This window comes from Maribellus comscasis, assembly GCF_009762775.1.
GTDB lineage: Bacteria > Bacteroidota > Bacteroidia > Bacteroidales > Prolixibacteraceae > Draconibacterium > Draconibacterium comscasis.
Window position 1 is genome coordinate 5,810,045 of sequence record NZ_CP046401.1, and the last position, 26,902, is coordinate 5,836,946.

Genomic DNA, 26,902 nt, shown 5'->3' on the forward strand with positions numbered 1-26,902 from the left:
ATTGTTGTTTTTAGGCTATCTGACGTTGCTCCTGCCAGGATTCTGTGAAACTAATGTTAATGATAAATGCAATGCTGATGTCGAGTCCGAAAGTGACTTGACACTGAAGGTCTGTTCTGGAACCACCGCTACCGAGAGCCTTTTTGGAATAGGTACCTTTGGCTTCAATCCGTATGGTAATGGAAACAATACCGCCTAAAATTTCTGCATGTCCTTCAAATAACATAAAAGCTGAAACCTGCACGATGCCCGAGGCAATAAAAATTTCGGCGCCAACTACAAACAATATACTTACATTACCTGCAACCGGAAGACCCACTACGATTTGTGCGCCAAATCCAAACTTCATCCGAAGCGACGGGCCAATTTTGGTATCTGCCGCAATATCAACATTTGCCTGACCGATGGCATAAACTGTAGCTGCCGAAACCGAAACACACATAACTGATAAACGGGCATAAAAACCTAAAACCCCGCCTGCACTGGGCAACAGTTCATTGGCATCGGTAGTTACTTTTAGCGCAGCATTAAAGTATGCTCCTATTTTTAACCCTGCCTCAAGTTTGAAAGGTGTATTGGGATCGTTGTACACAGCATCAGGAACAGGAAAACGTATAACAGGTATTTCCTTTGAGGCTTCAAATTTGTATTCCCAGCTACCGGCTTTATTACTCATGGCCAGTTTTAATCCATTCTGTACAGCTTCGCCATAATCGCCTTCCTGAAGACTCTGTAAAATTTCCAGCAGGTCAACCAATGGATCCAGTTCGGGAGCAAACTCCAAATCCGGTTTCGGGTAAGTTGCTTCTTTTCCGTTTTCCGAATCCCAGTTGCCCCGGATTGTCATCAGCCTTTTTATTCCGGCCAGGTCAATTACCAGACCGATATTGTTCATTTTACCTTTCCAGCTCTCGGCTACGGAGTTAATATCAAAATCCAACTCTCCTGATTGTTCAACATTTCCGTTTTTATCTTTTTTGTCGTATTCAATATAAATTCTGAAGTTTCCGTCGCCAACGTCAATTAATTCAAACTCGGTGGGTAAATCAAACGCGTCTTCCGGATTATGCAATAACTGAAGTCCCTGTTGTTTGACATTGTTAATGGTATCCTGGATATCCATTAATTCAAAAACGTCTTTCCCAAGATCTTGCAGATTGCTGATGTTAAACGGGAAATTTCCTCCCTTTTTCATCAGGATGGCTTCTCCCAAAACATCTCCGGCAAAATTTTCTGCTTCACCAATATTTGGGAATATTCCTTTGGTGTTGACAATACGAAAAGCGTCAACAAAAAGAGGAGGCGTTTTACTGAGTAATTTTTTTGTATTCTTTTTAAAAGAAGGTGTCAGGAATAACGCTTTCTGGGTGTCGGTACTTTGTAAAAGTCCGTAATTTATGGTATTGCTCACAGGTTGGCGAAGTAGCTCTGCTGGTTCAGCCATTCGAGTTAAGACTTTTGTGACTGGTGTGGCCGGATCAATTTTAACCGTATTTCCATTTTTTACAATTTTCCCTTCTCGAATCACAGGAATACTTAAATTTTCCGGTACCGGGCTGACATCTCCGTTTGCTCTTTCATGTTTCACCATGCTCCAGCTTCCTTCTTTGGGTAACAATACATTCCCTCTTCCTGCCACACAGAATGTCGGGTCTGTACCATTGCCTGCAAAAGAATTATTAAAATCAAAACGACTTAAACGCATCTTTTGAGTGCTGTCCACCAGGTTGACTTCACAATCGATAGAGCCGCCAATAGTACCCTGACGGGTTATCAGGAGACGCAAAGCAGTATTATTAAGCGGAAATCCCTTCGGGCCAAGCTGAACAAAACCCAAAATTCTTTTGGATGGTACAACTTTTTTATCACCGTCGGAGGTCGGTTTTGTGACCATTCCCGACACCACGCCTTCCACGTCAACGTCGGCATCAAAATAAACCGGTTGAAGTTCGATGTCGTAATTTTTGGGTGTATTTATTTCCACACCTAGCTGGTCAACCGATTTGTCGAATGTCACATTTTCATTAAAAGGCTCTACTTCATTGGTTTCAATAATGTTGCTTATGTTATATAATGCTTTTACAAGCCCGGGATGAATTTCAAATTCAGCAAACTGTTCTTTCGAAATAAGTTGCGGCTCCGGATTTTCAGGTGTGCCTCCCGGGAAATTGGGATTGTTTTCATAGGTAAAATATCTGAAATCAAATTTACCGTCGCTTTCAGCTCTCCATCCGCTGTCGAAACGATATACATAACCACTGTTTACACGGAAAAGCGTGATGGTTCGCACCACTTTTATGGCCCAGGGATACAAGATACTTTTTACCTGAATTATCTCGTGAGAACAGCGGCCAACAAACACATCAAATTTGGCCTGGCTCGTTTCGGCAATGGCTGCTTTTGTATTTAGCCAGTTACTAAACATACTTGCGCCGTAACCACTTAAATCCATGCGCGTTACAGGGACGCCACGTTGTTTAAACAATTCAAACGGATAATTGGTGTCGTAAAAAAACTCGCGGTTAAAAATACTTGTGACACTGCCACCAAGTGTACTGTTTCCGGTTTCGTTTCCTGCAAAATCAAGAATGTTATTGATTTGAACCGTAGTTCCCATAAACATTTTGCTGTCGCCTTCACGCAGCGGTATTCCGGCATCCATTTTTAGTTGAAGACCGGAATGTATCTCGTTATCGAAAGATACCTTTAATTTGTTTAAGTCGCCGCCATCCCGCGGGACATTGTTGTACACATATTTTTCGCTTAAAAGAGCGACTGATTTCATTCCAAAAGGAAGGGTGAAAAAAGAAAAGGCTTTAAAATCACTTTCTGTATCACGCTTGTTAACTAAAAAACTGGTTACCGGCAGAGGTGCCAGTGTTACTTTTTCACCGCTGTTGTTCAAAATACGGGTTGGTCCTCCATCGTTTGGATAGTAGTTAAAGCCACCGGCCGGATCACCGGGAACAGGACCGTCAGGAGGCGGGGCAGGAGGTGAGAGATTAAACACAGGTTCCCATGATATTTGCGGAACGGTGAATGCTTTCACATTTGCGCCTGCACTTACTACGTCCATTCCATCAACCTGAACAGGAAAAAAGCTGGATACCGTTTCACCGGTTGCAGCATTTGTGCCCGTAGTTACCCGAAAATCTTTTCGCATAAGAAGGTCGAAACTAATTCCAAACAAGTCGGCATTGGTACTTACATCCAGTAAGGCAAATAAATCACGTCTGTACCGCAGTGTGTCTTTATCCCATTCTTCCTCGTAATCGGGCAGTCTTTTGGGTAGAGCTACAGCGGATTCCGATGCTGCTGCATCGATTTCAGTCAAACCTCTGTCGCTGGTCACATTTTTAAAAGTAGAGGTAAGTTTCCGTGTCCCGCTTAGTGTGTTGGATAAGTTAAGTCCGGAAAGCCGGGACACAGGGGTGTCGGTTTTTGAAATGATACCGGAAACCTTCACCGCTTTAATATTGATATTCCCAACAGGCGCCACAGGAGATTCCGGTTCTGGATTTGAAGGTTCATCTGTTTTTGGTGGATCCAAAGAGATATCTCCAAACTGATTGTTAAGAGAAGCAAAGTGAAAAGAAACAAAAACGTCATCCATTTTATTTTCATCAGACGAAACAGACCAGGCTGTGCGACAAACAAGCCATGCGTTTATTTGCTGGCTACCCGAAACTGCACCCGTTATGCCTTTGGTTGTTCCACGTATTTGTCGTTGAAGCACTCCCAGATTAGCTGCATAAGGATCGGGCAAAGTGGGGATATAGGCCAGAAGCCCAAAAGTGAGGAAAAGGAAACCCTTTTCAACCTTGTCAAAATCTTCACCCAGGTTTCCAAAAAGCAGACAACCATTGGGTTGCGTAACTTTAAACAACGCATTGGTCAAAGCCAGCGCCATTTGTTCAGGAATAACAGGATCCTGATTGTTTAACTGTGCATCATCAAGAATAAGATTATTATCATACAAATAAACCAGCCTGTTGTTTGTACCCGCGGCAATGATTAACAGCGAATCCAGTGAACGGACCAGTGGTGGTTCTCCGTTTACTTTTACAGGACGATCGATCCGAAAGTCGGCATTGGAATAGGTCATTAGCAATTCATTGCCGTTACCATTACTTACGTAAAAGAACGGTGCACTGCCAGAAAAGCTGAGATTTACCGAAGTTTCTGTTTGATTTGAATCTTCCTTCCAGAGTTTTAAGAGTTGGCTGGCATGCGGATTTCCTGCAGCAAGATCTGCAATCATAATTTGACCCGGGCCAACCAAAAAACCAGGTTCGTTTAAAGCAAAGCTACCTCCTTTTAACCCAACCCATTTATTGGAAAGTCCTTCTTTGCACCGCACAAACATTTCGCCAATACCGGCTGCTGCGGTCGGTTGCGATACATCAATGGTGGCAACCGGTAAAACCCAACCGCTTTTTTGGATAGCTGCCTTTTTATTTAGGTCTAAAAAATGAAAATCGGATTGATTTTGTTTGATGGTAATATTTTGTCCCGAGGGTTTAAATGGGAAAAAAATGCGCTGTAAACTCGTGTCGTAAACGGTTTGCTGATTGGCAATCCATTTAAATGTCATTTTTTGTCCATACAAATTCCATGATGCATCACCCACGCTATCAATGGTCCTTCCATTTCCTGAGAAATGAAACTGAAGTGTTTCGGGCAATTGCAGTTGAGCATTTCTTGCATCTTTTCCATAAGGACTGTTTGCATCTGCATCAGCATCCTGTGGCTGCTCCAAATCCAGCAAAACGTTTACATTCGTACTTGAGGCAACAGTAAGTTTATTATTGATAGTTTGAGGCGCCTGACTTAAGGTTATTTTTCCACCGGAAATGGTTAGGCCGGTGTAAGTACCTGCCGGGGCATTGGGAGCCAAAAACTTTGTATTGATCCAAATACTGCCTTTAACAAGCGTATATGTTCTGGTAAGACTTGCCCGAACACGAACATTTGGGCTGGCAGTTGTCAACCTTGTGTTTTGTTTTATCTTGAACAAAAGAATAGGGTCGGCTACTCCTTTCATGTATAAAGTGACAAGCTTTTCAATCGGGTAGAAATCATACCAGAACTGGCGGCCATCAGGTCCGGTCAACGGCCCGATACTGTGATCTACTTTGGAGCCCGCAGCCCAATCCGCCACTGAATTGTATAACAACTGCTCCCTCACGGGAACTTCTCTTCGGAAAACTTTGTAACTGGCTTCAAATTTGGTTTTTGTCCGGGTTTTAATGATGTTGCTGATTGATTTTTTTTGAATATCGGAAATCGTGTCATCGGAGAATAAATCGGACTTTTCAATCGAGAATTCTTTTTGTCGCGGCATGGATTGATCTTTCTCAATCACCGATTTCGACAACGATGTTTTTAGCTGATTTAATTTTTTTTGATCTTCTGCACTTTCAATTTTTAAATGCCCAATAAGCCCTTTTAGGGTTGTAGAAATTTGTTGGGTTTCCATACTTCGTGAATTTAATGGTTGCTTTTAAACGAAAGTAAAGCAGCAAGTCGTCCGCCTTATACTGATTTACACTGTACAAGTTACGATTGGTAATCGTAAAAAGCAATTCCCATTTTTGGGTATTTTCCGAAAAGTTGGATAAATAAATGCTACATCAATATCGATTTTGATGCTTCTTTAATCAACTGTGCTGTATTTTTAACATTAAATTTTTCAATCAGATTTTTTCTGTGGGCAATTGCGGTGTGATTACTTATGTACAGTTCGTCTGCAATTTGTTTCGATGAAAGCCCCTCCGATATAAGCAATAACACTTCTTTTTCCCTTTTGGAGATAGTAATATCATTATTCCCTAAAGGAGCTTGTTTTTTTATCCCTAAAAAATATTCGATTCGTTCCTTTTGAGAAATATCGTGAAGGTAATTGAGAACAATGAGATTTTTTTTGATTTGGTGGAAAGAAAGCTCATGATTGATCCAGTGCCACTTATTGTAAACATCTTTTATGTGATAAGTAAAGGAGAGTGCTTTTGGGTGTATTTCTGAAATTATTTTCTGATTCCATAAGTCAATTTTGTTCTTTATATTTCCAACTTCAGATGTACTGATTTTATTATACCAGAATTCCCATCCTCCCTTTATGATTTCTTTAGCTTTATATCCCAAAATGTTTTGAAAAGAATCATTTCCATACAGAAATTTATTTTTTTGTAAATCAAATACACTTATCATCAGGTTGTTTTCTTCTTTGCAACATGACGAAATTTGTTTTAGAAAAGTTTTTATGAGGCTGTCATTTTTTGCCTTAATGCTGGTTGTAGGTTTCTGATTTGCTGACATGACAAACAAGTCTTTGTAATAAAAGGTAAACCTTCAATTTTTTAAAAAGTTCATATTGAAAAATTTTCTGTGTATGTTTTTTTATCGCCTGCTAAAAAATACTCTTTTTGCAAGGTCGGTTTTCAATAGGAGGCGGTTTGAATTTATTTGATTTTAAAGAAAAATAGTTTTGTTTATTACTTTGATTGAAGGTTAAGCCCATGCAATTTAGTGGCGGATACTTTCGTTTCTTTACATTTTATAAAGACGAAAAGGTCAGAAGTTGGACGACCAAAGAAAAATTTAACTGGTTCTGACTTCCGTCTTCTTTCTATCAAATATATATTGTTCTCTATAATTTCATGCGTAATTTTTAAACCTGCCATTTTCAATGTAAAGTGTTTTAATTTAGTTCTTCTTGTTGCGAACTAAAAAAACTTTGTTACTTTTGGCAAAAAGGTCAAATGGAAGAGCCGGAAAGATTACAAAAGCAAAAGGAGTTGGTTGAATCTATAGGAAGAATGCACGAAAAAGATGGTTTTCAGCCTGTAACAGCTCGCATTATGGGGCTGTTAATGGTTATGGATAAAGAAGAATATACTTTTGATGAAATTGTTCAGGAAATGAAAATCAGTAAAAGCTCTGCCAGCACTGCACTAAAGAATCTTGAAATTCGCGGTGTTATCGAATATGTTACTTATCCGGGAGACCGTAAACGTTACTTTCGTTTTGTTTCGGGAGACATAAATGAAATGATTGACGGCATTGAAAAGAAAATGAAATTACAGCTCGATACTATTGAGCAGGTGCTGGAATTAAAGAAGAATCCTGATTCCAGGAATGCTAAGTTTTTGCGGAATGTAAAGGAGGGAATTCATTTTTTTATCAAGAATATGCGTAAACTAAAAACAGAATATAGTAAAGAGCATTAATTTTTTTATTTAATTGGTTCGATTAATTTCGAACAAACTGGTTTTTATTGGAGAAAACAAATTTATAATACGATTGGAGATTTGAATTTTGCAGAGGTTTTTTATTTCGGTTAAGGGAACAAACGGGAATATTTTACTTCGTAACAGTTATTAAAGAGTGTTTGGAAAGAAAGGTAACAATTAGATATGTATAGATAAAAGCACAGCAAAGAGAAAGTGTTATACCTAAAAAATACAAGTTTGTCCTGATTGTTTTTTCGGCGAATAGGAAGAGAAAGGCGTGATGGTTTTTGATAGCCTTGGTAAATCCTGCGCTTTTTAGTTCAGCCCGACAATGATTGACTTGATATTTCTATTGGTATAGTAGGGAGAGTAGCTTACAGATTTTGGGAAAATTAGAGACAGCCGGTTTTACAGGAGGAAAGACATGTTCGATGTTGTAAAAATTCCTCTCCTTCCGCTTATTTTCTGTAATTATTCCCGCAATACTAAAAGCAAAGAAAACACATTGAAAAGATAGACAATTTTATTTCTACCGGTGTGCACCTTCAGCGGAGCGCCCGAATTAAAAAACAGAAAAGCAATGAAAGATAACATTTTTAAAACCAAATTGGACAAATCCACTGACTTTACTTTTGATGAAAAAGTTACTAAAGTATTTGATGATATGGTTGTACGTTCAGTTCCTTTTTATCTGGAAGCTCAACGTATGATTGCCGAACTTACCAAAGATTATGCAAAACCAAACACCAATGTTTATGACTTAGGGTGCTCAACAGGTACAACATTTCTTAATTTGGATACGGTTCTGGAGCCAGCCATTGGTTTTGTGGGAATTGATTCATCTGCGGAAATGCTTGCCCGGTGTGAGTCAAACCTGGTGTCATCGGGAATACAACGGAAGTTTGATTTAATCGAAGCCGATCTCAATACCGGAATTCATATCGACAATGCTTCGGTGGTAGTCCTTTGTTTAACACTGCAATTTGTACGACCACCAAAACGAACAAAACTTTTACAAGCTGTTTATGAGCAGTTAAATCCCGGAGGATGTGTGATACTTTTTGAGAAGGTTTTGGGCGAAAGTCAAACGTTTAATCGCCAGTTTATAAAATATTATTACGATTATAAACGTCGTAACAATTATAATGAAATGGAAATTGCTCAAAAACGTGAAGCATTGGAAAATGTATTAATTCCGTATAAACCTTCCGAAAATATCGAAACGTTGGAGGAGATTGGATTTCAGTCTGTTGAGACGTTTTTTAAATGGTATAATTTTTCAGGATTCGTTGCATTAAAATAGAAAATATAATGGGTATGAACGGTTATTTTGTCAAATTCGGAAACTGGATCTTTCGCTACCGGAACATTATTTTTCCACTGTTTTATGCTGCGCTTTTTGTCCCTTCAATGCAAATTTTTCAAAACAGCACGGGCCTGTTACTTGGAGCTTTTATTATAGCTCTTGGTGTAGCAGTGCGGTGTATCACCATCGGGCTTGAATATATAATCAGAGGCGGACGTCACGGGAAAATCCATGCAAACAATCTTGTAACAGGCGGAATTTATTCCATTTGCCGTAATCCGATGTATGTCGGGAATATACTTTTGATCCTGGGGTTTGGAGTGTTCGCGAATTCATTGCTTTTTTTACTGCTTTTTTTTCCTCTTTTTCTGATAATTTACAGAGCCATTATAAAAGCCGAAGAAGCTTTTTTATATGAGAAATTCGGACAGGAGTATCTGGATTATACATCAAAAGTTAAATCATTAATTCCTGACTTGAGAAAGATAAAATCAGCTTTTAAAGGCTATACCTTTAACTGGAAAAGGGTTCTTTTAAGAGAATATAATTCGCTTTATCTTTATATTTCAGGGATTGAATTGCTAATGTTTTACAATAAAGTTATTGAATTTTCAATGCTTGTTATCCTTTTTGTAATTACTACCGTATTGTATGTTTTGATGAAAATGCTCAAAAAAACAAGATTTAGTGATTATGCAAAAAATACCGAAAAATAGAGGTTTAAAAAATACAAGCTTACTGTCCGCAAAAATTGGTTTTAACGTCTTTGTTTTTTTTTATTTAATCGCAGGCCCGGTTGTATTTGCTGCAGATGCACAGCAAACAAAACCTGCAACTGATGACCGCCCTAAGGTTGCGGTAGTTTTAAGTGGAGGCGGCGCAAAAGGTTTTGCTCATATCGGGGTTTTAAAGGTACTGGAGGAAGAGGGAATACCGATTGACATTATTGTTGGTACAAGCATGGGTAGTTTGGTGGGAGGTATTTATTCTATCGGATACAATGCTTCCCAAATTGAAGACCTCGTAAAATCTTTAAACTGGGAAAAGACAATCACCGATGAGGTTCCCCGTTTATTTCAGTCAAAATATCAGCAGGAATTAAAACAGCGTTATTTTCTCTCTTTGCCTATTTCTGAAAAGAAGGAAATCAAACTTCCCAGGGGACTAATGAAGGGCCAAAATGTTCTGAATATATTTTGTGGTCTGGCAGGCGAGGTTCCCGCGAATGCCGATTTTTCGCAATTCCCTGTTTCGTTTGCCTGCGTGGCGGCCGACCTTGAAACCGGAGATGAAGTGGTAATCGATAGAGGCTTTCTGCCAGCAGCTATGTATTCCAGTATGGCCATCCCTATTGCTTTTCAACCATCGGAAAGAGACGGACAATTGTTGGTTGACGGAGGAATTGTAAATAATTTTCCAACTGATGTGGCAAAAAGAATGGGCGCGGATATTATCATTGGCGTTGATATTCGAAACGATTATTACGGGCAGGATGAGCTAAAATCAATATCCAGTGTTTTAAATCAGCTAATCAGCTTTTTCGATAAAGACAAAGATGCAGTAAATAAATCATATTGTGATGTTATTATTAGGCCTGATATAACAGGATATTCGGTTTCCAGCTTTAACAGACGGGCAGCCGATACATTGATTTCCAGAGGAGAAGAAGCAGCTCTTGATGTAGTTGCACAATTGCAAAAGATGAAAGCGGAATATAACCTTCAACCCCGGCAACCAATCTACAATTTTGTAAAACCGGAAGACTGGCATATAACCAAAGTCAACTACAACGGAAGTTATTATTTGAGCAACGATTTTATAGCCAATACATTTGGATTGGAACTCCCCGGGAATTATTCGGCAGATGACATTAAAAACGGAATAGACAGAATTTATGGTCTGGGAGGTTTTAAAAAAGTATTTTACTATTTGGAAAACAATGATGAAGGCAAAACATTAAACATCAACATAGAGTCTGAAAAAGTATTTACCCAAAATTTTGGATTTAAAGTAAATACAACCGACGCAGCAGCGATTTTAATAAATACAACGCAACGGAACTACCGAAATATTTTTGGTTTATTTTCTGTAAACGGTGAACTTTCTGTGAACCCGGGACTGGATGTTACCATCGAAACAAACAGAACAAAATTTCCTACAGCAGGATTGAGTTTTAACGGGAAATACCAAAATATCAATATTTATCAGGAAGCAGATAAACTATTTAAGACAAGCCTGTTTTTTACATCGGCAGGAATTTATTTTTACCAGCCGTTTTTTAAGCGGTATTATTTTGGAGCCGGTATCCGTGAGGAATACTTTAACGGCGATTTGTTTAGCAAAGAAGGTAGTTTTCAATTGGAGGAAGATAAAATAAATATGTTTTTAACCAACGCGTATGTCTATCTCTCATATGATAATATGGATGACTTTTATTTTCCAACAAAAGGAACATCGATGAAAACCAGATTCTCATTGCTCGGAGATCTGGAGGATAAAAAAGAGATTTGTCCGGCATTGTATTTCCAAATGAAGAATGTAATTCCCGCCTGGCAGGAATCTTCCTGGCTTTTTGATATATATGCGAGAGCTTTATTAAATACCAATTACCCGGATGTCAAAATGACCATGATTGGAGGAGAGTCGTACACACAATATTTCGACTATCATCTTCCTTTTATCGGATTACCTGCTGTAAACATCGGACAGGAATATGTGTACATTGGCATGCTTGGTTACCGGTTTCATATGTCGGATTCCCAGTACATTACATTGCTGGCGAATGGCTTGCTGCAAGATTCAGACTGGTTGTTAAGAGAAGACTCAGAATTTATTTACGGGGGAGGTGTCAGGTATTCGCTAAAAACAATACTTGGCCCGCTGGATGCAACTTTAGGCTTTTCAAATGCAGTGGATAAACCGACATTTGCCGCCAGTTTTGGGTACTGGTTTTAATAATTTTGACGAGTAGATCTTGACACAAGCAACAAATAGCAACTGTAATTATTGTTTTTGGGAATGGGAGTTTTAAAATCAGCTATCGTTTACAACACTTCACGTGTAATTTTTGTCAGTTGATACACTTTATTATTAATAAGGAATAAGTTCTATCTAGTTTTGAGCTATTAAAAACAGAAACAAACAAATCGTTGACACATGAAATTCAGAAACAATTATCTGGTGCTGGGCCTTGCAATTATTTTATTGTCAGGGTGTAAAAATTCACCAAAAGAGGTGCCTCAGGCCGAAACAATTAAAAAGGTTAAAGTAGAAACAATTACAGACGACGTTGTTCAGAACACAATGATCCTTAACGGAAAGATAAAGGAGAAGAGTTTGACCTCTCTTTCTTTTCGCGTAGGTGGCCCCTTAATGAAATTAACAGTAAAACAAGGTGATTATGTCCGGGCCGGGCAAGTCATTGCCGAGATTGATGATCGTGATTACCAACTTCAGGCGGAAACTTCCAAAGCCCAGTTTGAGCAGGCTGAAGGAGAATATAATCGTTACAAAAAGCTGGTAGAACAAAAGAAAATTCCTGAAAACACTTTTGAAAAAATTAAATCGGGTTACCTGATGACAAAAACGGCTTATGAAAATGCCCAAAATCAATTGAACGATACAAAGTTAAAAGCTCCTTTTTCAGGTTTTATATACGAAAAATTTGTGGAAAATTATCAAACAGTTGGCGCTGGAACTCCAATTGTTTCCGTTATGGATAATTCGCATCTGGAGGTAGTTGTACCGGTTGCTGAAAGCCAGCTGAACAGAATAAAAGCAGACAAGCAAAGTTTTTTGAATGTTGAAAATGCAGGAATAAAACAACTTCCAATTCAGTTGCTGAGCGTAAGTGAAAAAACAATGCAGGACGGTTTATATGAAGTCAAATTTTCGTTTACAAACAAAGATGATTTGAAAGTAGCTCCGGGAATGACAGCGGAGGTAAATATTTACTGCAAGTCGGAAGAAAATCGGTTATCAGTTGCTTCCACAGCTATTTTTCATGAAAAAACGGCTACCTATGTGTGGGTTTACAATCCTTCAACAAGTACGGTAAAAAAACGTGAAGTAAAAATTTCATTGGACGGTGCAAACGGACGGGTAAATATTGCTTCGGGAGTAAATAATGGAGAACAGATTGTTACCGCGGGAGTTCATTATTTGGTTGAAGGACAAAAAGTGGAACCGCTGTCAACGCCTTCTGTAACTAACATTGGAGGGCTGTTGTAATGTTTGAAAGGCTTTTAAATCAGAAAGCAATGATTTCAACGATACTGTTTGCAGTATTATTTGGAGGAATTATTGCGTATAACAACATTGGGAAGCTGGAGGATGCCGAGATCCCAATTAAAGCAGCTACGGTAATTACAGTTTATCCGGGGGCTACAGCACACGAAGTAGAATTGGAGGTTACCGATGTTTTGGAGAAAGCCATTCAGAAACTGGAGAATATCGACGATATTACCTCTGTTTCGCGTCCGGGTTTGTCAATTATTACTATTAATATTCAATCAACGGTAAAAACTCCCCAGTTGCCTCAGCTTTGGGATCACCTTCGCCGAAAAGTAAACGATGCAAAAGGTTCGTTGCCTTCAGGCGCAATGGAGCCCATCGTAAATGACGATTTCGCCGATGTTTACGGTATTTTGTATGCAGTGACTGCCGACGGATACAGTCATGAGGATTTGGTAAAATATACAGAATATATTGAACGTGAATTACTGGGCGTGGACGGAGTGCGGCGTTCTCAAATTTTTGGAGAACATACACAAACGATTGATATTGTTTTTTCTCCCGAGAAATTAGCGGGCCTGAGTGTGAACCCGATGTATATAGCAGCAGCAATACAGAATGAAACTGCTATTATTAATCCCGGTTCGGTTGATGTTGGCAGGGAGTCGGTTCGCGTGGGAGTTGGACAAAAAATAGCCGGTATAGAAGAAATTGAGAACCTGTTAATTCAGGTACCGGGAGGAGGGAACTTCCGGTTAGGCGATATTGCCGCGGTAAAAAGATCGTATCTGCAACCGGAAAATGAAGCGTTGTATTATAATGACAGGTCTGGATTAACATTGGGACTTTCAAACGAAAGTGGAATTAATGTAGTAAAACTGGGCGAACGTTTGGATGAGAAATTAGCAGAGCTACAAAAAGACCTTCCGGCAGGAATTGAAATCAATCAGGTGTATTATCAACCCGATCGCGTTGATGATGCAGTTAAGGATTTTATGATGAACCTGGCGATGTCGGTTGGTATTGTAATCGTTGTGCTGATGTTTGCCATGGGACTGCGTTCCGGATTGCTGATTTCCAGTGGTTTGGTTTTTACAATCATGGGAACCTTGATTGTGATGCTTGCCATTGGCCTGCCTTTGCACCGCGTATCCTTAGCTGCAATTATTCTGGCAATGGGAATGCTGGTGGATAATGCCATTGTTGTTGCCGACGGAATCCTGGTTGATTTAAAATCGGGGATGGATCGAAGCAAAGCTTTTATACACACCGCAAAAAAAACAGCACTGCCGCTGCTTGGTGCCACTGCTGTTGCTATTTTAGCATTTCTGCCGTTAAGAATGTCGCCAAACGCAGCAGGTGAATTTTTATCATCGTTGTTCACTGTTTTGATTATTTCTTTATCGCTGAGTTGGGTATTTGCGATGATACAAACGCCTTTTAATGCAAAATATTTTTACCGAAAAGAACGTCCGAAAGGCGAACACGCGGAAGCCTACGATAATAAATTTTACAAGGTTTTTGGTGGTTTTCTGAAATGGGGAATACGCCATAAATTAATATTTACAGCTGTATCGTTTGCCATTCTGATTTTTGCATTCTGGTCCTTTCGTTTTGTAAAAGTCGATTTTATGTCGAAAATTGATTACGATCAGTTTTTTATTGAATATTACCTTCCTCAGGGAGCCGACATAAAAGCGGTAGAAAAAGATGTTCAGCAAATTCAGAAAGAGATTTTAAAAATAGATGGTGTAAGTTCTGTAACAGCTTCAGTAGGTCGGCCACCAGCCCGTTATCTGCTGATGCGCCACATGCCGACAGGCGGTTCCAATTATGCTGATTTTATTATTCAGACAAAAACAACTGAAAGAGTTCCCGAGATAATTCCGGAAATTCAAAATTACTTAAATAACAATTATCCCGATGCTTTTTTCAGGGTGTTGGAATATGGAGCAGCTTTTTCCGATGCCGATATTGAGGCGCAGTTTACAGGGCCTGATCCCGCTGTGCTGAAAGATTTGGCCAATCAGGCTAAAAAAATCTTTTTGGACGAACCAACGGCAACAGACGTTACAGATAACTGGAAAAATCAGACCAAAAAAATTGTTCCCGAATATTCTGTGGAACGCGCGCAACCGCTTGGCCTGACCCGCTCGGATATGGGAAATTCAATTTTGGTCGCAACAAATGGAATGCCAATTGGAGCGGTTTATGAAGGAGATAAAATGCTGCCGATTATATTGCGAACAGAGACAAATTTGGGTGACAATCTGGAGCAACTGATGAATGTTCCGGTGTGGGGACAGTACAGTAAAGAAAGTGTTCCCTTGTCACAAATAGCAGATACCTTAAAAGCTACCTGGGATTATGAGCTTGTAAACCGCCAGGATAACCAGAGGTCTGTAAAAGCGCAATGCGATGCCGTAAAAGGACACACCGCAGCTGAAGTTCAGGCTAAGTTTCAGGAGAAAGTGGAGGCTATTGAATTGCCTGATGGTTATAAAATGAACTGGGAAGGAGCAACTGCCCGTTCAAGCGAGGCCAACACTGCATTGTTTATGTTTTTGCCTCTGGCTGTCGGCTTAATGGCGATTATTATTATTGGCTTATTTAATAATTTAAAACAGCCTGTCATTATATTCCTTATCGTTCCTTTCGCTTTTGTTGGAATTGTTTTAGGACTGGTAACCACAGGAACATTCCTGACATTTGCCGGAATTATCGGTGCCCTAGGTCTTATTGGTATGATGATTAAAAATGCAGTGGTGCTGCTGGATGAAATCAATCAGAATCTCCGCGCCGGAAAAGACCGTTTGACGGCAACCATTGATTCTGCGTTGTCTCGTTTGCGTCCTGTTATGATGGCTTCTCTGACAACAATTTTGGGAATGGCTCCATTAATTACTGATTCCATGTTTAATTCAACTGCTATTGTAATTATGTTTGGTTTGGCAGTTGGATCAGTAATTACATTGGTTGTTGTCCCTGTTTTATATACTGTATTGTATCGGATTGACGGACGAAGTTTAAAAAAAGCCGAATAATGAGTAAGAATAAATTAGGTCTGTCAGAAAGAGGAGATGAATACAATTTTAGGAAGAAGAAAATGAAGAAATCAATAAAAATTATAATAAGCACCGTCGTACTGTTTGTTTCTGTAATCGGTTTTGATAAAGCATACGGACAAAAAGTAATGACACTTGATGAATGTCGTCAGCAAGCTGTTGCATATAACAAGGAATTAAAAGCAGCAGCATTACAAAATAAAGAAGCACAGGTAAATCAGGAGGTTGCCAGAACCGCCTATTTGCCAAAATTTGGCTTTTCGTCGTCGTTGATGCATCGACCCAATATGGATCCGATCAGTATGCCTGGTTATTTCCTTCCGACTGCTGACAGTGAAGAAGATGCAATGGCCGGAAATTATTCGGGAACAAGTGATGTATGGAAGCCCGGAACCACTATCGATATAAGCAGTATTACATTAATAAACAGTGGTTTTGAGATAACCCAGCCGGTTTATGCCGGTGGCAGAATCAGATATTCAAACCAACAGGCTGACGCAGGTGTTGAAATAGCCAATTTATCCCTGAATATGAAATATTCCGAGATAATTGAAGCAACAGATAAAGCTTTTTGGCAGGTGGCAACCGTTGAAGAGAACATTTTAATCGCAGTGGAGTATATTAAAATGTTAACGGAATTGGAAGATCAAATGTCTGCGATGTACGAAGTTGGATTACAACCTGCCAGCGAAAAGTTAAAAGTAACGGTTCAGAAAAATGAAGCTGAGCTAAATCTGTTAAAAGCCAAAAACGGTTTGAAGGTGGCTAAAATGTATTTGAACCAGATATTGGGACAAGCATTGGAAACAGACATAAAAATCAGTCATGATGAAAATACAGATGTCCAACTGATAAATTTTGACGGCGGTATAACACAGGCCGGTAATAAAAGAAATGAATTGAAAATTCTGGAGAAACAAAAAGAACTCAGCGAGCTGGATGCGAAAATTACCCGCGCCGATTATCTTCCAACAGTGGGAGTAAGTGCTCAATATACCAGTTACTGGCTGAAAGATTTGTACGAAGATGTTGATTTTCAGCCCATGCTGGCAGCTCAGGTTTCAATTCCTCTTTTTCAGTGGGGGCAGGGAAAAAAGAAAATGCGCGCAGCTCAGTTAAAAATACAACAGGCAGAAACAGATCTGGAAAATACAAATGAACTGATAAGTCTGGAAGTGATGCAGGTGAAAATACAGGTTGAGGAAGCTTATGAATCAATCAGACTGGCTGAAAAAAATGTGACAGAAGCCGGGGAAAGTTTGGATGAAACCCGTGCCAGTTTTGATGTTGGCTTAAATACAACTGCCGAGTTGTTAAGTGCTCAGGCCAAATGGGCAGAAGCAAAAGCTCAGTTAACACAGGCTGTTGCCAACTTTGAAGTATTAAAAACCAGATGGAAAAATGTTACAGGAAATTTATATATGCCGGAAGATAAAGAAGAATGAGAACAGACCAATAAATAAACCTGGATGAAGTGTACACAATTGCATAAAAAGAAAAAACCCGAATTGGAGCTGAGGTTGCCAAGTTATGCACCTTTGAATATTTTTGCCCGATTTGTAATTATCAGTTTATTAGCAGTATTGATTTTACGTTTTATTGTGCTGGTGACCAAAATACCGGCACAACTGGATGAGCGTATACCTGCGTTTATATATGTTGTGGTTATTATCATTTTTAATGTGGCTGTGGAACTTCAAATTGTTTTAGACAATATTCTTGAAAAGTTTTTACCGGTTCCCACCAAATTAAAACTCCGGCTTTTTCTGCAAATCTGTGTCAGTATTTTTTTTCTGATTTTTGCGCACCGGGTTATTATGTATTTTATCGAACCCAAAATTACAGCGGAAGAGTCCAGGCCTGCGGTAATCCTGGGAATGGTTGCCGGTTTAATCTTTGTTCAAATGGTTGCCAATTCGCTCACACTGGGAAGGATGACAAGAAAATGGCTTAATTCGCAGGAAGTAATTGCCAAGATGAAAAGAGAAAAACTGGAAATGGATTACAATTCGTTACAGGATCAGTTAAATCCGCATTTCCTGTTTAATAATTTAAGTGTGCTAAAGTCTTTAATTATTTACGACCCGGAAGTTGCGGTCGGTTTTACTGAAAATTTTACAGATGTATATCGTTATGTACTTCAAAGTAAAAATAAAAGATTGGTTAAATTAAGAGAGGAATTCGATTTTATGAAGGCTTATTCGGCGCTTCATAAAGAACGTTTGGGAGACGGATTGTTGTTTGAATATGACATTTCGAAAGAAGAACTCGATAAGGAAATCGCCCCGCTAACGGTTCAGTTGCTTATTGAAAATGCAATAAAACACAATATCGCAAGCAAGGAAACACCTTTAAAACTAAAGCTGGTGGTGGGAAATGGTTATTTGGTTGTTACCAACAATCTGAACCGGAGAACTGCTTCCTATTCTACAAAAACAGGTTTGGGAAATTTAGTTAGAAGGTATGAAATGCTTACAGATAAAGAACTTGTCATTCAATACAACGAAGAGATGTTTGAAGTAAAAGTCCCTTTGTTGTAATTGTTATTGGTGAAAAGGAATATTTTGAATAAACAGTCAGAGGAACTATGAGAGTTATTATTGTAGAAGACGAATTGCATAACTACCGTTTGCTAAAAGGAATGGTAGAGAAGTTGCGACCTGACTGGAATATTGTTGAGTGGCTGGAAAGTGTAAAAAGTACGGTTGCCTGGTTAGAAAATAATCCTGCACCGGATCTGATATTTATGGATATCCAACTGACCGACGGGATTAGTTTTTCGATCTTTGACAGTGTTCAGGTGGATAGTATGGTCATTTTTACAACGGCCTACGACGAATATGCGCTTCAGGCATTTCAGGTGAACAGCATCGATTATTTGCTAAAGCCTGTGAAACTGGAGAAACTGGAGCAGGCCATCGGGAAATTTGAACATCTGGCAGGCCCCCGGAAAGATGATTCAAATTTAAAACCCGATTACCATGAACTTTTAGAGGCAATTACACAGGGAGAGAAGAAGTACAGAAAGCGATTTCTTATTTCAGGAGCAACGTCGTTTTTTAAATTGAATGTGGAAGATATTGCCTGGTTTTACACCGAAAGCAGGATGACTACTGCGAACACATTCACAAACAAACAATATCCGATAGATTTTACCATGGAAAAATTGGAAGAGCAGCTTGATCCTGACGTTTTTTTTCGCGTAAACAGAAGTGTAATCGTACACATTAACGCGGTTCGGAAATTTGAAAGTCATTTTGGCGGGAAATTGATTCTTCGTCTGATCCCTCCTTTTGATGAACCAATTACAATCAGTCGCTTAAAGGCTACCGAATTTAAAGAGTGGATAGGCCTGTAACATAAGCATTTATTTTTAATGGATGGTGCCAAAGCTTCGGTAGTTTAACAGCAGAGCAATTAAAATGAATAGTCTATTTTTTGTAAAATATCATTTTCGAAATAAGGATTCCAACAAAAAGAATTTGGGCGTTGGAAACATATTCCCGCTTTTGTACAGGATTTTGTTTCTGTTTCTTTTGTTAAGCTCCGTTTCTGCGGAATCCAAAGAAATTACTTCAAAGTATACCCTGGAAATGTTAGGTTCAAAGGTTGGTGAATTTTCAGTCACTCAAAAAAATGAAAATGGGAAATTGAATATTGAAGCAATAACCGATGTAAAAGTAAAGCTTTTGTTTTCGTATCGTGTAAAATATGTGCAGAATACGGTTTACGAACAGGGTGTTTTGAAGCATTCCAATGTGAAGACCTATAAAAACGGGAAACTAAATTCCGATATGATGCTAAAGCAGGAAAAAGACGCTTATCTGCTTGTTGTTGACGGAGATACCACGCTTATCAATGATTCAATTACTTACAGCGGAAGCCTGCTTTATTTTAACGAACCTTTGGGGATAAAACAATTATACAAGGAAAGAACTGCCGAGATGCTGTCAATCGCGCTTTTAAGCGCGCATACCTATGTTGTAAAAGACGAAAAAGAACGGGAGTTAAACAGATACATTTATAAAAACGGTGTTTTGGAATACGCAAAAATGCGGCATGCACTGGGAACGCTGGAGTTAAAAAGAGTTAGCGAAAATACGATGAATGATTGAATTTTCAGAAATACAGAACATTTATTTCATTTTACCATTGCTGGGTTTTATCATTGGTTTGTTTGGGACCATGGTTGGCGGCGGAGGAGGATTTTTCTTCCTGCCCATTCTTACATTGCTTTTAATGGTACCGGCACAAACAGCGGTGTTAACGTCGCTGGTGGCTACTCTGCCCATTTGTATTGTTGGCTCGTTGGGGCACTACCGGAAAAAGCATATCGATTTGCGGGTGGCTGTTCTTTTTATGATAACCGGAATTATTGGAGCTTTTATTGGCGCGGAAATAACCAGCAGAATCAGTGACCTGGCATTAAAGACAGCTTTTGGTGTTTATTCTGTTTTGATTGCACTGAACATGGTGTTTAGTGCCCGGAAAAATAATGATGAGCAAGAGAGAACAAAGACTAAAATATCATTTAAGCGTTTAAATACGTTTAAAGGTTCATTTTTCGGACTGGCAGCCGGTTTAATCACCGGAACATTTGGGACCAGCGGAACAGCTCCTGTTCTGGCAGGATTGTTTTCAATGAGAATTCCATTCAGGATGGTGATTGGCACCTCGCTTCTGATTGTGCTGGTGAATACAATTTTTGCAGTGGGTGCCCATTTTATTGTGGGGAAAATTGATCTTACACTGGTTGTTTTTCTCACGGCGGGCTCTACAATTGGAGCTGTACTTGGCCCGCGTTTACTTGCCAAAGCCCAAATTGACAAATCAGAAAGCAAAGCAAAATATGCGTATGCGATCATTATGGCTGCTATCGGGGTTTTAATGATTATAGGAAGGAATTAGTTTTATGGAACGATTGATTTACAGTATTATATTAAGCTATTTTGTGTTAGGCGGAATCGGTTTTTATCTGATCAACAGAAAAAAAGAACGCGACGTGGCCCGCAAGAGCTATACAAAGTTTGGAGTTTATTTTATAATCATCAATATTTTATTTTTTAGTATTACTATCCGTCCGGTTGTTTTTTTTTACCTGACAATTTTAATTGTTGCGGTTGGAAGTTTTGAGCTGAGCAGGCTTTTTGTTGCTGCAAAATTTCGGCATGCCTTGTTTTTTGCTTTGACCCTGTTGGTATATTTTATGCTTTCAGCAGGACTTATTGTTTTTAGTCTTGCCGGACGCGATCTGGTTCTGCTGACATTTTTACTCCTTTCTATTTTTGATGCCTTTAGCCAGATTGCGGGGCAGCTTTTTGGGAAGACCAAAATAATGCCCGGTATCAGTCCGAATAAAACACTGGGCGGTGTTGTTGGGGGAACAGCTATTTCTCTGCTAAGTGCATTTTTACTGAGAAGTCTTTTCCCGGGAACAAATTCAGCATTATTTCTATTTGCTTTTGGAACCGTGTTTTTTGCGTTTTGGGGCGATATTTTGGCCTCGCTTTACAAACGGAAATATCAGGTTAAAGATTACAGCAAATGGATACCGGGGCATGGTGGTTTCCTCGACAGGTTTGACAGTTTGATTGCAGGAGGTGCCTGGGCTGCACTGGCGATACCGGTTTTGGGAATTTAAAAAACGAAAATTTATTATGGGAAATATTGTAGTATTATCATTTGTGTATTTAATCGGAATAGGCTTGTTGTTGATTTTTAATGAGCTGGTTTACCGGAGGCTGAACCCAACAGGGGAAATAACGCGAAAATTTGCACATTTTACCTCGGTGTTGGCCACCGTGCCGTTTCCATATATTTTCCCGTCGCACTGGTACATTTTGGTGTTGGCTCTTTTGTTCGCGGTCGTACTGTTTGTTACCCGGAATGGAAAACAGCTAAAATCAATTCACGGAGTAACACGAAAGTCGATTGGAAGTTATTTGCTTCCCCTGTCAATTTACATCACTTTTTTGATTTCGAATGTTAGCGATAACAAGTTTATATACATCCTTCCCATGTTGATTCTGGCCATCAGCGACCCGATGGCAGCTATCCTTGGAATCAACTTAAAAGCATATAACGGAAGAATAAAATGGTTTGGAAGAAAATTAAACAAAACATGGCTGGGGTCGGGAGCCTTTCTGGTTTCAAGTTTTGTAATCAGCTTAATTGCATTGTATTTCCATCGCGGGATTTTTGACTTAAAAGCATTTTGGCTGGCGTTAACCATCGGACTTGTAAGTACTTTGGCAGAATTAATAAGTTGGCGCGGCTCCGATAATTTAAGTATCCCGCTGAGTGTTGTGGCAGTTTTAGTGTTATTCCTTTAAAAAAGAAAATTTTGCAGATAAGAAATTAAACATATTAAAAGAAAACAGAAAATGAAAACAATTGTAGTAAATGGAGCAAACGGTTATGTTGCCTCAAATTTTATAGCCCGGCTGTTAAAAACGGGCAACAAGGTTGTGGCGCTGGTTCGGCCCGGTTACAAACATACACCGGAAGAAAGAATGAAAAGTGTGTTGGCTGATATCGGCGAGAGTAAAACACTGAATACCCAAAACCTTTCTGTTTATCCCTACTCCCTGCTTGATAAAGACTTTGCAATGGAAAAGAGATCTCTAAAGAAGGTTTTCAGGACAAACGTAGATTACTTTCATTTTGCAGCCAGCTTAAAATACGATGAGAAATCAGTAGACGAAATTTTTTCAACCAATATAGAAGGCGTGAGAAATTCAATTGACATATTTTTAAAATATGCTTCAAAAAAGTCACGGTTTTTTTATATCGGAACAGCCTATTCCTGTGGAAAATACAATGCTGTTTTTGAAGAGAAATTTTATAAAAATGAACCGATTTCGTCCTTCAGAAATTATTATGAACTTTCAAAAAGGTATGGCGAGAATATTGTTCGCCAAAGTATCGAAAAAAGTCATTTGAACGGACATGTCATCCGTCTTTCCCAGGTAGTTGGCGATCACAGAACCGGAATAACAAAAACAGATTACGGCATTTTTGATTTTTCAAAACGGGTTTACAAATTGGCCAGCCGTTATCCAAACGAGGTGGTTCGGGTGAAAGTGGATCCTGATTCTACGCAGAATTTGATTCCAATCGGGACCGTGGTAAATTATTTGCTACAGGCAGTTCAGGCAGAAACAGCGCCGCGAATTATGAATCTGGTGGCAAGACGATCCATTAGAAACGAGCAGATCATAAATACTTTAAACGAAGTTTTGCCGATAACACTCATTCCGCAGCGAAACCTGAACCGGGATTCGATGAATGCATTGGAGCGCCTGATTTCAATTGGGATGTCGTTTACAGGAAGTTATACCGAAACCAATTTGAAATTCGATACCAGCCGGCGCGACGAAGTAATTCAGCCGGGCAAAGATGATGAATTAAATGATAAAAGCGTTTATGCCATGCTTGAATATTTTGTAGGAATGCTTTCTGCTCAAAAACGGAAAACAGCAGCAGCCTAAAACAAACTTTCAACGTTGATGAATAACTAAAATTAAAGCAGATGAAACAATTAATAATACGCGGAGAAAATGTTTTAAATCTTCCCAATTTTATAAGTCTGTACCGGCTTTTGGTATTTCCGGTCATATTTTATATGGCGCTTGCGGGCAGAGAGCAATGGTATGTAATTTTGTTATGTATCAGTTTGGTAAGCGATGTGCTTGACGGAAACATAGCGCGTTTGTTTAAATTACAAACCAATTTTGGCGCTGCTCTCGACAACCTCGCGGATATATGTACCTATGCAATGGCTTTGTTGGGTTTGTTTGTTTTTAAATGGGCAGAGCTAGAACCTCATGCCTGGATATTGTACCTGTTTTTGGGCGTATTTGTTCTAAGTTATATCATTTCTTTTGCGCGGTTTGGAAAGATTCCGGGATTACATTTATACTCAGCCGTTTCCGCCGGATATATCCAGAGTATTTTCTTTTTTGTTCTTTTTGTTTTCGGATTTTATCCCTGGATGTATTACCTGGCTGTAGGGTGGGGGGCGTTGGCTTACACCGAGAAAATTTTTGTCCTGTTGAAACTCGATAATATTAAAATCGGTGTAAAAGGATTGTATTGGTTGTTAAAAAAAGAGAAGGAGCAAGCACACTAGACTATGTTACATAAAATTACCCTGGTCATTTTGTTGACCATAATATATACCGGGGCTTTTTCTCAGGGGATTACCGGTATCATAAAAGATCGGAAAACCCAGGAAGCAATCCCGTATGCAAACATATGGATAAAAAGTACAACGACGGGTACCATGTCGGATGTGGAAGGCCGGTTTAAGATGAAACTGGAGAAGGATGATACGCTTTGTGTTTCATCGCTTGGATATCAGAAAAGAGAAATCCCTTTTTTGGAAATTACCGAAAACCCTTATACTGTTTTTATGCAGGAAGAGGTCAGGGAATTAAGTGAAGTAACTGTAAAACCTGAAGTTTCGCGTGCAAAAGTTTTGCTGAAAAAGATTTTGGACAGAAAAAAGGAGAACAGGGAGCTTATCGAAAATACTTCAGCTTACAACTCCTATGCACGAACAACGGTTTATGTTGCTATTGATTCTACTTCAAATGCAAGCCGCCTTGTTGACAACTTAAATGAGGTAACTATGAAAATTGACGGACAGGATCTGCTTTTTTCTCCCATTTATTTATCCGAAACAGGGACAAAAGTGGCTGACGGTGTAGACAGTACCGTTTACATGCGGCGCGATGGGATATTCCCTAAATTAAACCAAACCATCGAAAGTTTAATCCTTTTGAATGTGGTTGTTGATTTGAATTTTTATAAAGACCAGATTGACATTTTGGGACGGGGCATCACTTCTCCGTTAAGCAATACAGCATCGTTGAGTTACGATTTTTTTCTAAACGACAGTACTTATATTGGCAACCGGAAATATTTTAGTTTTTCATTTGCCCCTAAAAACAAGTACAACCCGTTGTTTACCGGGCGTTTTACCGTGGAAGACAGCACATTTGCGCTAAGCGATGTGTATGCTTATGTACAGGAGGAAGCAAACATCAATTTTGTAAATGGTTTTAAGGCCCGCGTAAATTATTCAAAGTCAGAGGAAGGAAAATGGTTTTACGATGACCAGGAAATCAGTTTAAATCTTGCACTCAGGTTAAATAAAGATACCACTTCCAGGTATGGTTCGCAGCGTATCGATGAAATAGACAGCGGAAACTGGTTAATTTCAAAAACAACAGAATATTCCACCTCACCCGAAATAAATGAAATAAAACCGCGAAACTGGAAAAATTTGCCGGAGTTTGCAGCATCCAACCATTTGGAAGAGGATACCTACGCACGGGTTGACAAGCTAAAGGAGAATTCTGTGGTAAAAGGAATTGACGCCATTGGAGGCATGGTTTTAACCAGCTATATTGATGCAGGGAAAATAGAAATCGGTCCGGTTTTCGATATTTACAGCACCAATGCCATCGAAGGCCAGCGTTTTTCGCTTCCGCTGCGTACAGGAGAAAAAATGTTTGAACGTTTTACCCTTGGCGGTTTTTTAGGCTACGGAACCAAAAGCAAAGAACTAAAATATGGAGTCAACTTTGGGATTCAGCCTTTACCTACCGACAAGATCATAATCCGTGGTAATTATTCTGATGATTATACGCTGGTTTCACAAGATAAATACTTACGCTTTATCAAAAAGAACCCGAATACACGGGGAAACGGGAATTTTATCGCAGCCCTCACCAGCCGTGAAAAGAATCCGTATCTGAAGGAGGAGAAAAGTTTTAATCTGGTTTTTGAATACAATGCCAATGAAGACATCAATATGGAGCTAACTTCCTATTTTTTGCACAGCAAAAGTACGCCGGAAGTACATTTTTTTAAAGATAATGCAGAGTATTCCACCTACAATAACTATGGAATTCTGTTTAATACTCGTTTGGCTTTCGGACAATATTACGACAAATATTATTTTACGCGTGTTTATTATATCGACGAAACCCCGGTTATCAATTTAAGTCTGGATTTGGGGCAGGTAAAACTACCGGGTGTTTCCGATGGTCAGGGATTGTATGCGCAGTTTCACGGTTCGGTTGTGGGCAGAGTAAATATGGGGCTTACCTTTATGCGTTATATGGTAAACGGCGGATATCTTTTGGGCGATGCCCCTTACGACCTGCTCGACCAGCCGGTTGGTTCAATGTCGCTGGGCTATGCGAAATACCGTTTTAACCTGTTGCATCATGCGTCGTTTGCCCATAATTTATATACCAACATACATCTTGATTTTAACGGGGGAGGTATTTTGCTTAACCGGATTCCCCTGATAAAAAAATTGAAGTTACGCGAAATGCTTTCGCTAAAAAGTCACTATGGCACCTTGACCGATTCGTATAAGCCTGTTTTTGATTTACCGGAATATTATGTAACCGGTATGAGTAAACCTTATGCGGAAATTGGTTTTGGATTGACAAATATTTTTAAAGTGTTGCGGGTGGAATATGTCCGTCAACTGGGAGGAGCTTATGCCAACGCTGATTTTGCCGATAAACATGGAATCTTTTTCAGGGCAGAGATGAGCTTTTAACGGGGGATATCCTGTATAAAGCAAGGTTTTTATGCCTGACGGGATATTTGGTGCTGGGGGCTGGTTTTAAGTTTTGTACCGTTTGGTTTGCTAAACAAAGAATATTGATGCCGACGGCATCAAATATCTGTAGAAACAAAAAACAGCCAAATAGCCATTCGACTCCGGCCGGAGTCGAATGATTCTTCTGTTCGCTCTTTTTTCCATACATATGCAATACCTTCGGTATTGTAAGGTCAGCGAAAAAATGCAGGTTTGTTTTAAGTTGTACATTTGCAGGTATGGCCGATGTACATGACAAAATACAAGTGTTTATAAAAACATTGACCAGTCAGAGGAATTCGACTCCGGCCGGGAGTCGTGCCATTCTATTTCACCAATTATTTTTATACTCATTCAAATCCGCTGGATTTGTTTTTTTTAATTAAACATGATTTACCTGTGAGGAACGGATGCCAGCGGTGCCCTATTTTATAGAAGAAAT

18 protein-coding genes are annotated in these 26,902 nt (G+C 39.3%); 16 read left to right on the top strand and 2 right to left on the bottom strand.

Going from position 1 to position 26,902, the window contains the following annotated elements:
* Positions 1 to 10: 10 nt before the first annotated feature.
* Together GM418_RS23595 and GM418_RS23600 are read right to left on the bottom strand one after the other, a co-directional pair.
* Complete coding sequence (locus tag GM418_RS23595; RefSeq protein WP_158869661.1) at positions 11 to 5,479, bottom strand: hypothetical protein; 5,469 nt, start codon at positions 5,477 to 5,479, stop codon at positions 11 to 13.
* Positions 5,480 to 5,628: 149 nt separating this feature from the next.
* Positions 5,629 to 6,318 (bottom strand): LuxR C-terminal-related transcriptional regulator, encoded by a 690-nt coding sequence (locus GM418_RS23600; RefSeq protein WP_217447580.1) that lies wholly within the window; start codon positions 6,316 to 6,318, stop codon positions 5,629 to 5,631.
* A 443-nt stretch (positions 6,319 to 6,761) separates the two neighbouring features.
* Between GM418_RS23600 and GM418_RS23605 the strand changes: the two genes are divergently transcribed.
* The 16 genes from GM418_RS23605 (at position 6,762) to GM418_RS23680 (ending at position 26,418) form a co-directional block, all read left to right on the top strand.
* Entirely contained in the window at positions 6,762 to 7,229 is a 468-nt protein-coding gene (locus GM418_RS23605) for a GbsR/MarR family transcriptional regulator (RefSeq protein WP_158869662.1), read from the top strand.
* Between the two features lie 583 nt (positions 7,230 to 7,812).
* The gene (gene cmoA, locus GM418_RS23610) at positions 7,813 to 8,535 is read left to right on the top strand and encodes a carboxy-S-adenosyl-L-methionine synthase CmoA (RefSeq protein WP_158869663.1); all 723 of its coding nucleotides are present in this window, start codon (positions 7,813 to 7,815) and stop codon (positions 8,533 to 8,535) included.
* A 14-nt stretch (positions 8,536 to 8,549) separates the two neighbouring features.
* Positions 8,550 to 9,254, top strand: coding sequence for a methyltransferase family protein (locus GM418_RS23615; RefSeq protein WP_158869664.1), 705 nt, complete (start codon positions 8,550 to 8,552; stop codon positions 9,252 to 9,254).
* A complete protein-coding gene (locus tag GM418_RS23620; protein ID WP_158869665.1) occupies positions 9,232 to 11,493 on the top strand; it encodes a patatin-like phospholipase family protein in 2,262 nt (753 codons plus the stop codon). The genes GM418_RS23615 and GM418_RS23620 overlap by 23 nt, the downstream gene beginning before the upstream one ends.
* A 201-nt stretch (positions 11,494 to 11,694) precedes the next feature.
* Entirely contained in the window at positions 11,695 to 12,768 is a 1,074-nt protein-coding gene (locus GM418_RS23625) for an efflux RND transporter periplasmic adaptor subunit (RefSeq protein ID WP_158869666.1), read from the top strand.
* Positions 12,768 to 15,815, top strand: a complete 3,048-nt coding sequence (locus GM418_RS23630) for an efflux RND transporter permease subunit (RefSeq protein WP_158869667.1) — start codon at positions 12,768 to 12,770, stop codon at positions 15,813 to 15,815. The genes GM418_RS23625 and GM418_RS23630 overlap by 1 nt, the downstream gene beginning before the upstream one ends.
* Positions 15,815 to 17,281, top strand: a complete 1,467-nt coding sequence (locus GM418_RS23635; protein WP_158869668.1) for a TolC family protein — start codon at positions 15,815 to 15,817, stop codon at positions 17,279 to 17,281. Before GM418_RS23630 ends, GM418_RS23635 begins: the two co-directional genes overlap by 1 nt.
* Positions 17,282 to 17,305: 24 nt before the next feature.
* Entirely contained in the window at positions 17,306 to 18,376 is a 1,071-nt protein-coding gene (locus GM418_RS23640; protein ID WP_158869669.1) for a sensor histidine kinase, read from the top strand.
* A 47-nt stretch (positions 18,377 to 18,423) separates the two neighbouring features.
* On the top strand, positions 18,424 to 19,194 hold the full coding sequence (locus tag GM418_RS23645) for a LytR/AlgR family response regulator transcription factor (protein WP_158869670.1): 771 nt from the start codon (positions 18,424 to 18,426) through the stop codon (positions 19,192 to 19,194).
* Positions 19,195 to 19,258: 64 nt separating this feature from the next.
* A complete protein-coding gene (locus GM418_RS23650) occupies positions 19,259 to 19,951 on the top strand; it encodes a DUF6134 family protein (protein WP_158869671.1) in 693 nt (230 codons plus the stop codon).
* Positions 19,944 to 20,744 (top strand): sulfite exporter TauE/SafE family protein, encoded by an 801-nt coding sequence (locus GM418_RS23655; RefSeq protein WP_158869672.1) that lies wholly within the window; start codon positions 19,944 to 19,946, stop codon positions 20,742 to 20,744. Before GM418_RS23650 ends, GM418_RS23655 begins: the two co-directional genes overlap by 8 nt.
* 4 nt (positions 20,745 to 20,748) lie before the next feature.
* Entirely contained in the window at positions 20,749 to 21,477 is a 729-nt protein-coding gene (locus GM418_RS23660) for a phosphatidate cytidylyltransferase (protein ID WP_158869673.1), read from the top strand.
* Between the two features lie 16 nt (positions 21,478 to 21,493).
* Complete coding sequence (locus GM418_RS23665; RefSeq protein ID WP_158869674.1) at positions 21,494 to 22,168, top strand: diacylglycerol/polyprenol kinase family protein; 675 nt, start codon at positions 21,494 to 21,496, stop codon at positions 22,166 to 22,168.
* A 51-nt stretch (positions 22,169 to 22,219) separates the two neighbouring features.
* Positions 22,220 to 23,326 carry an SDR family oxidoreductase gene (locus tag GM418_RS23670; protein WP_158869675.1) on the top strand — a complete coding sequence of 369 codons (1,107 nt, stop codon included), beginning with the start codon at positions 22,220 to 22,222 and terminating at the stop codon, positions 23,324 to 23,326.
* A gap of 41 nt (positions 23,327 to 23,367) precedes the next feature.
* The gene (locus GM418_RS23675) at positions 23,368 to 23,967 is read left to right on the top strand and encodes a CDP-alcohol phosphatidyltransferase family protein (RefSeq protein WP_158869676.1); all 600 of its coding nucleotides are present in this window, start codon (positions 23,368 to 23,370) and stop codon (positions 23,965 to 23,967) included.
* Positions 23,968 to 23,970: 3 nt separating this feature from the next.
* Positions 23,971 to 26,418: a DUF5686 and carboxypeptidase-like regulatory domain-containing protein gene (locus tag GM418_RS23680; RefSeq protein WP_158869677.1), complete on the top strand. Its 2,448-nt coding sequence runs from the start codon at positions 23,971 to 23,973 to the stop codon at positions 26,416 to 26,418.
* Positions 26,419 to 26,902: the final 484 nt, after the last annotated feature.

Coding starts and splice junctions, on each gene's coding strand:
- GM418_RS23595 (WP_158869661.1), bottom strand. CDS start 5,479: ATGGAAACCCAACAAATTTCTACAACCCTAAAAGGGCTTATTGGGCAT.
- GM418_RS23600 (WP_217447580.1), bottom strand. CDS start 6,318: ATGTCAGCAAATCAGAAACCTACAACCAGCATTAAGGCAAAAAATGAC.
- GM418_RS23605 (WP_158869662.1), top strand. CDS start 6,762: ATGGAAGAGCCGGAAAGATTACAAAAGCAAAAGGAGTTGGTTGAATCT.
- cmoA (WP_158869663.1), top strand. CDS start 7,813: ATGAAAGATAACATTTTTAAAACCAAATTGGACAAATCCACTGACTTT.
- GM418_RS23615 (WP_158869664.1), top strand. CDS start 8,550: ATGAACGGTTATTTTGTCAAATTCGGAAACTGGATCTTTCGCTACCGG.
- GM418_RS23620 (WP_158869665.1), top strand. CDS start 9,232: ATGCAAAAAATACCGAAAAATAGAGGTTTAAAAAATACAAGCTTACTG.
- GM418_RS23625 (WP_158869666.1), top strand. CDS start 11,695: ATGAAATTCAGAAACAATTATCTGGTGCTGGGCCTTGCAATTATTTTA.
- GM418_RS23630 (WP_158869667.1), top strand. CDS start 12,768: ATGTTTGAAAGGCTTTTAAATCAGAAAGCAATGATTTCAACGATACTG.
- GM418_RS23635 (WP_158869668.1), top strand. CDS start 15,815: ATGAGTAAGAATAAATTAGGTCTGTCAGAAAGAGGAGATGAATACAAT.
- GM418_RS23640 (WP_158869669.1), top strand. CDS start 17,306: ATGAAGTGTACACAATTGCATAAAAAGAAAAAACCCGAATTGGAGCTG.
- GM418_RS23645 (WP_158869670.1), top strand. CDS start 18,424: ATGAGAGTTATTATTGTAGAAGACGAATTGCATAACTACCGTTTGCTA.
- GM418_RS23650 (WP_158869671.1), top strand. CDS start 19,259: ATGAATAGTCTATTTTTTGTAAAATATCATTTTCGAAATAAGGATTCC.
- GM418_RS23655 (WP_158869672.1), top strand. CDS start 19,944: ATGATTGAATTTTCAGAAATACAGAACATTTATTTCATTTTACCATTG.
- GM418_RS23660 (WP_158869673.1), top strand. CDS start 20,749: ATGGAACGATTGATTTACAGTATTATATTAAGCTATTTTGTGTTAGGC.
- GM418_RS23665 (WP_158869674.1), top strand. CDS start 21,494: ATGGGAAATATTGTAGTATTATCATTTGTGTATTTAATCGGAATAGGC.
- GM418_RS23670 (WP_158869675.1), top strand. CDS start 22,220: ATGAAAACAATTGTAGTAAATGGAGCAAACGGTTATGTTGCCTCAAAT.
- GM418_RS23675 (WP_158869676.1), top strand. CDS start 23,368: ATGAAACAATTAATAATACGCGGAGAAAATGTTTTAAATCTTCCCAAT.
- GM418_RS23680 (WP_158869677.1), top strand. CDS start 23,971: ATGTTACATAAAATTACCCTGGTCATTTTGTTGACCATAATATATACC.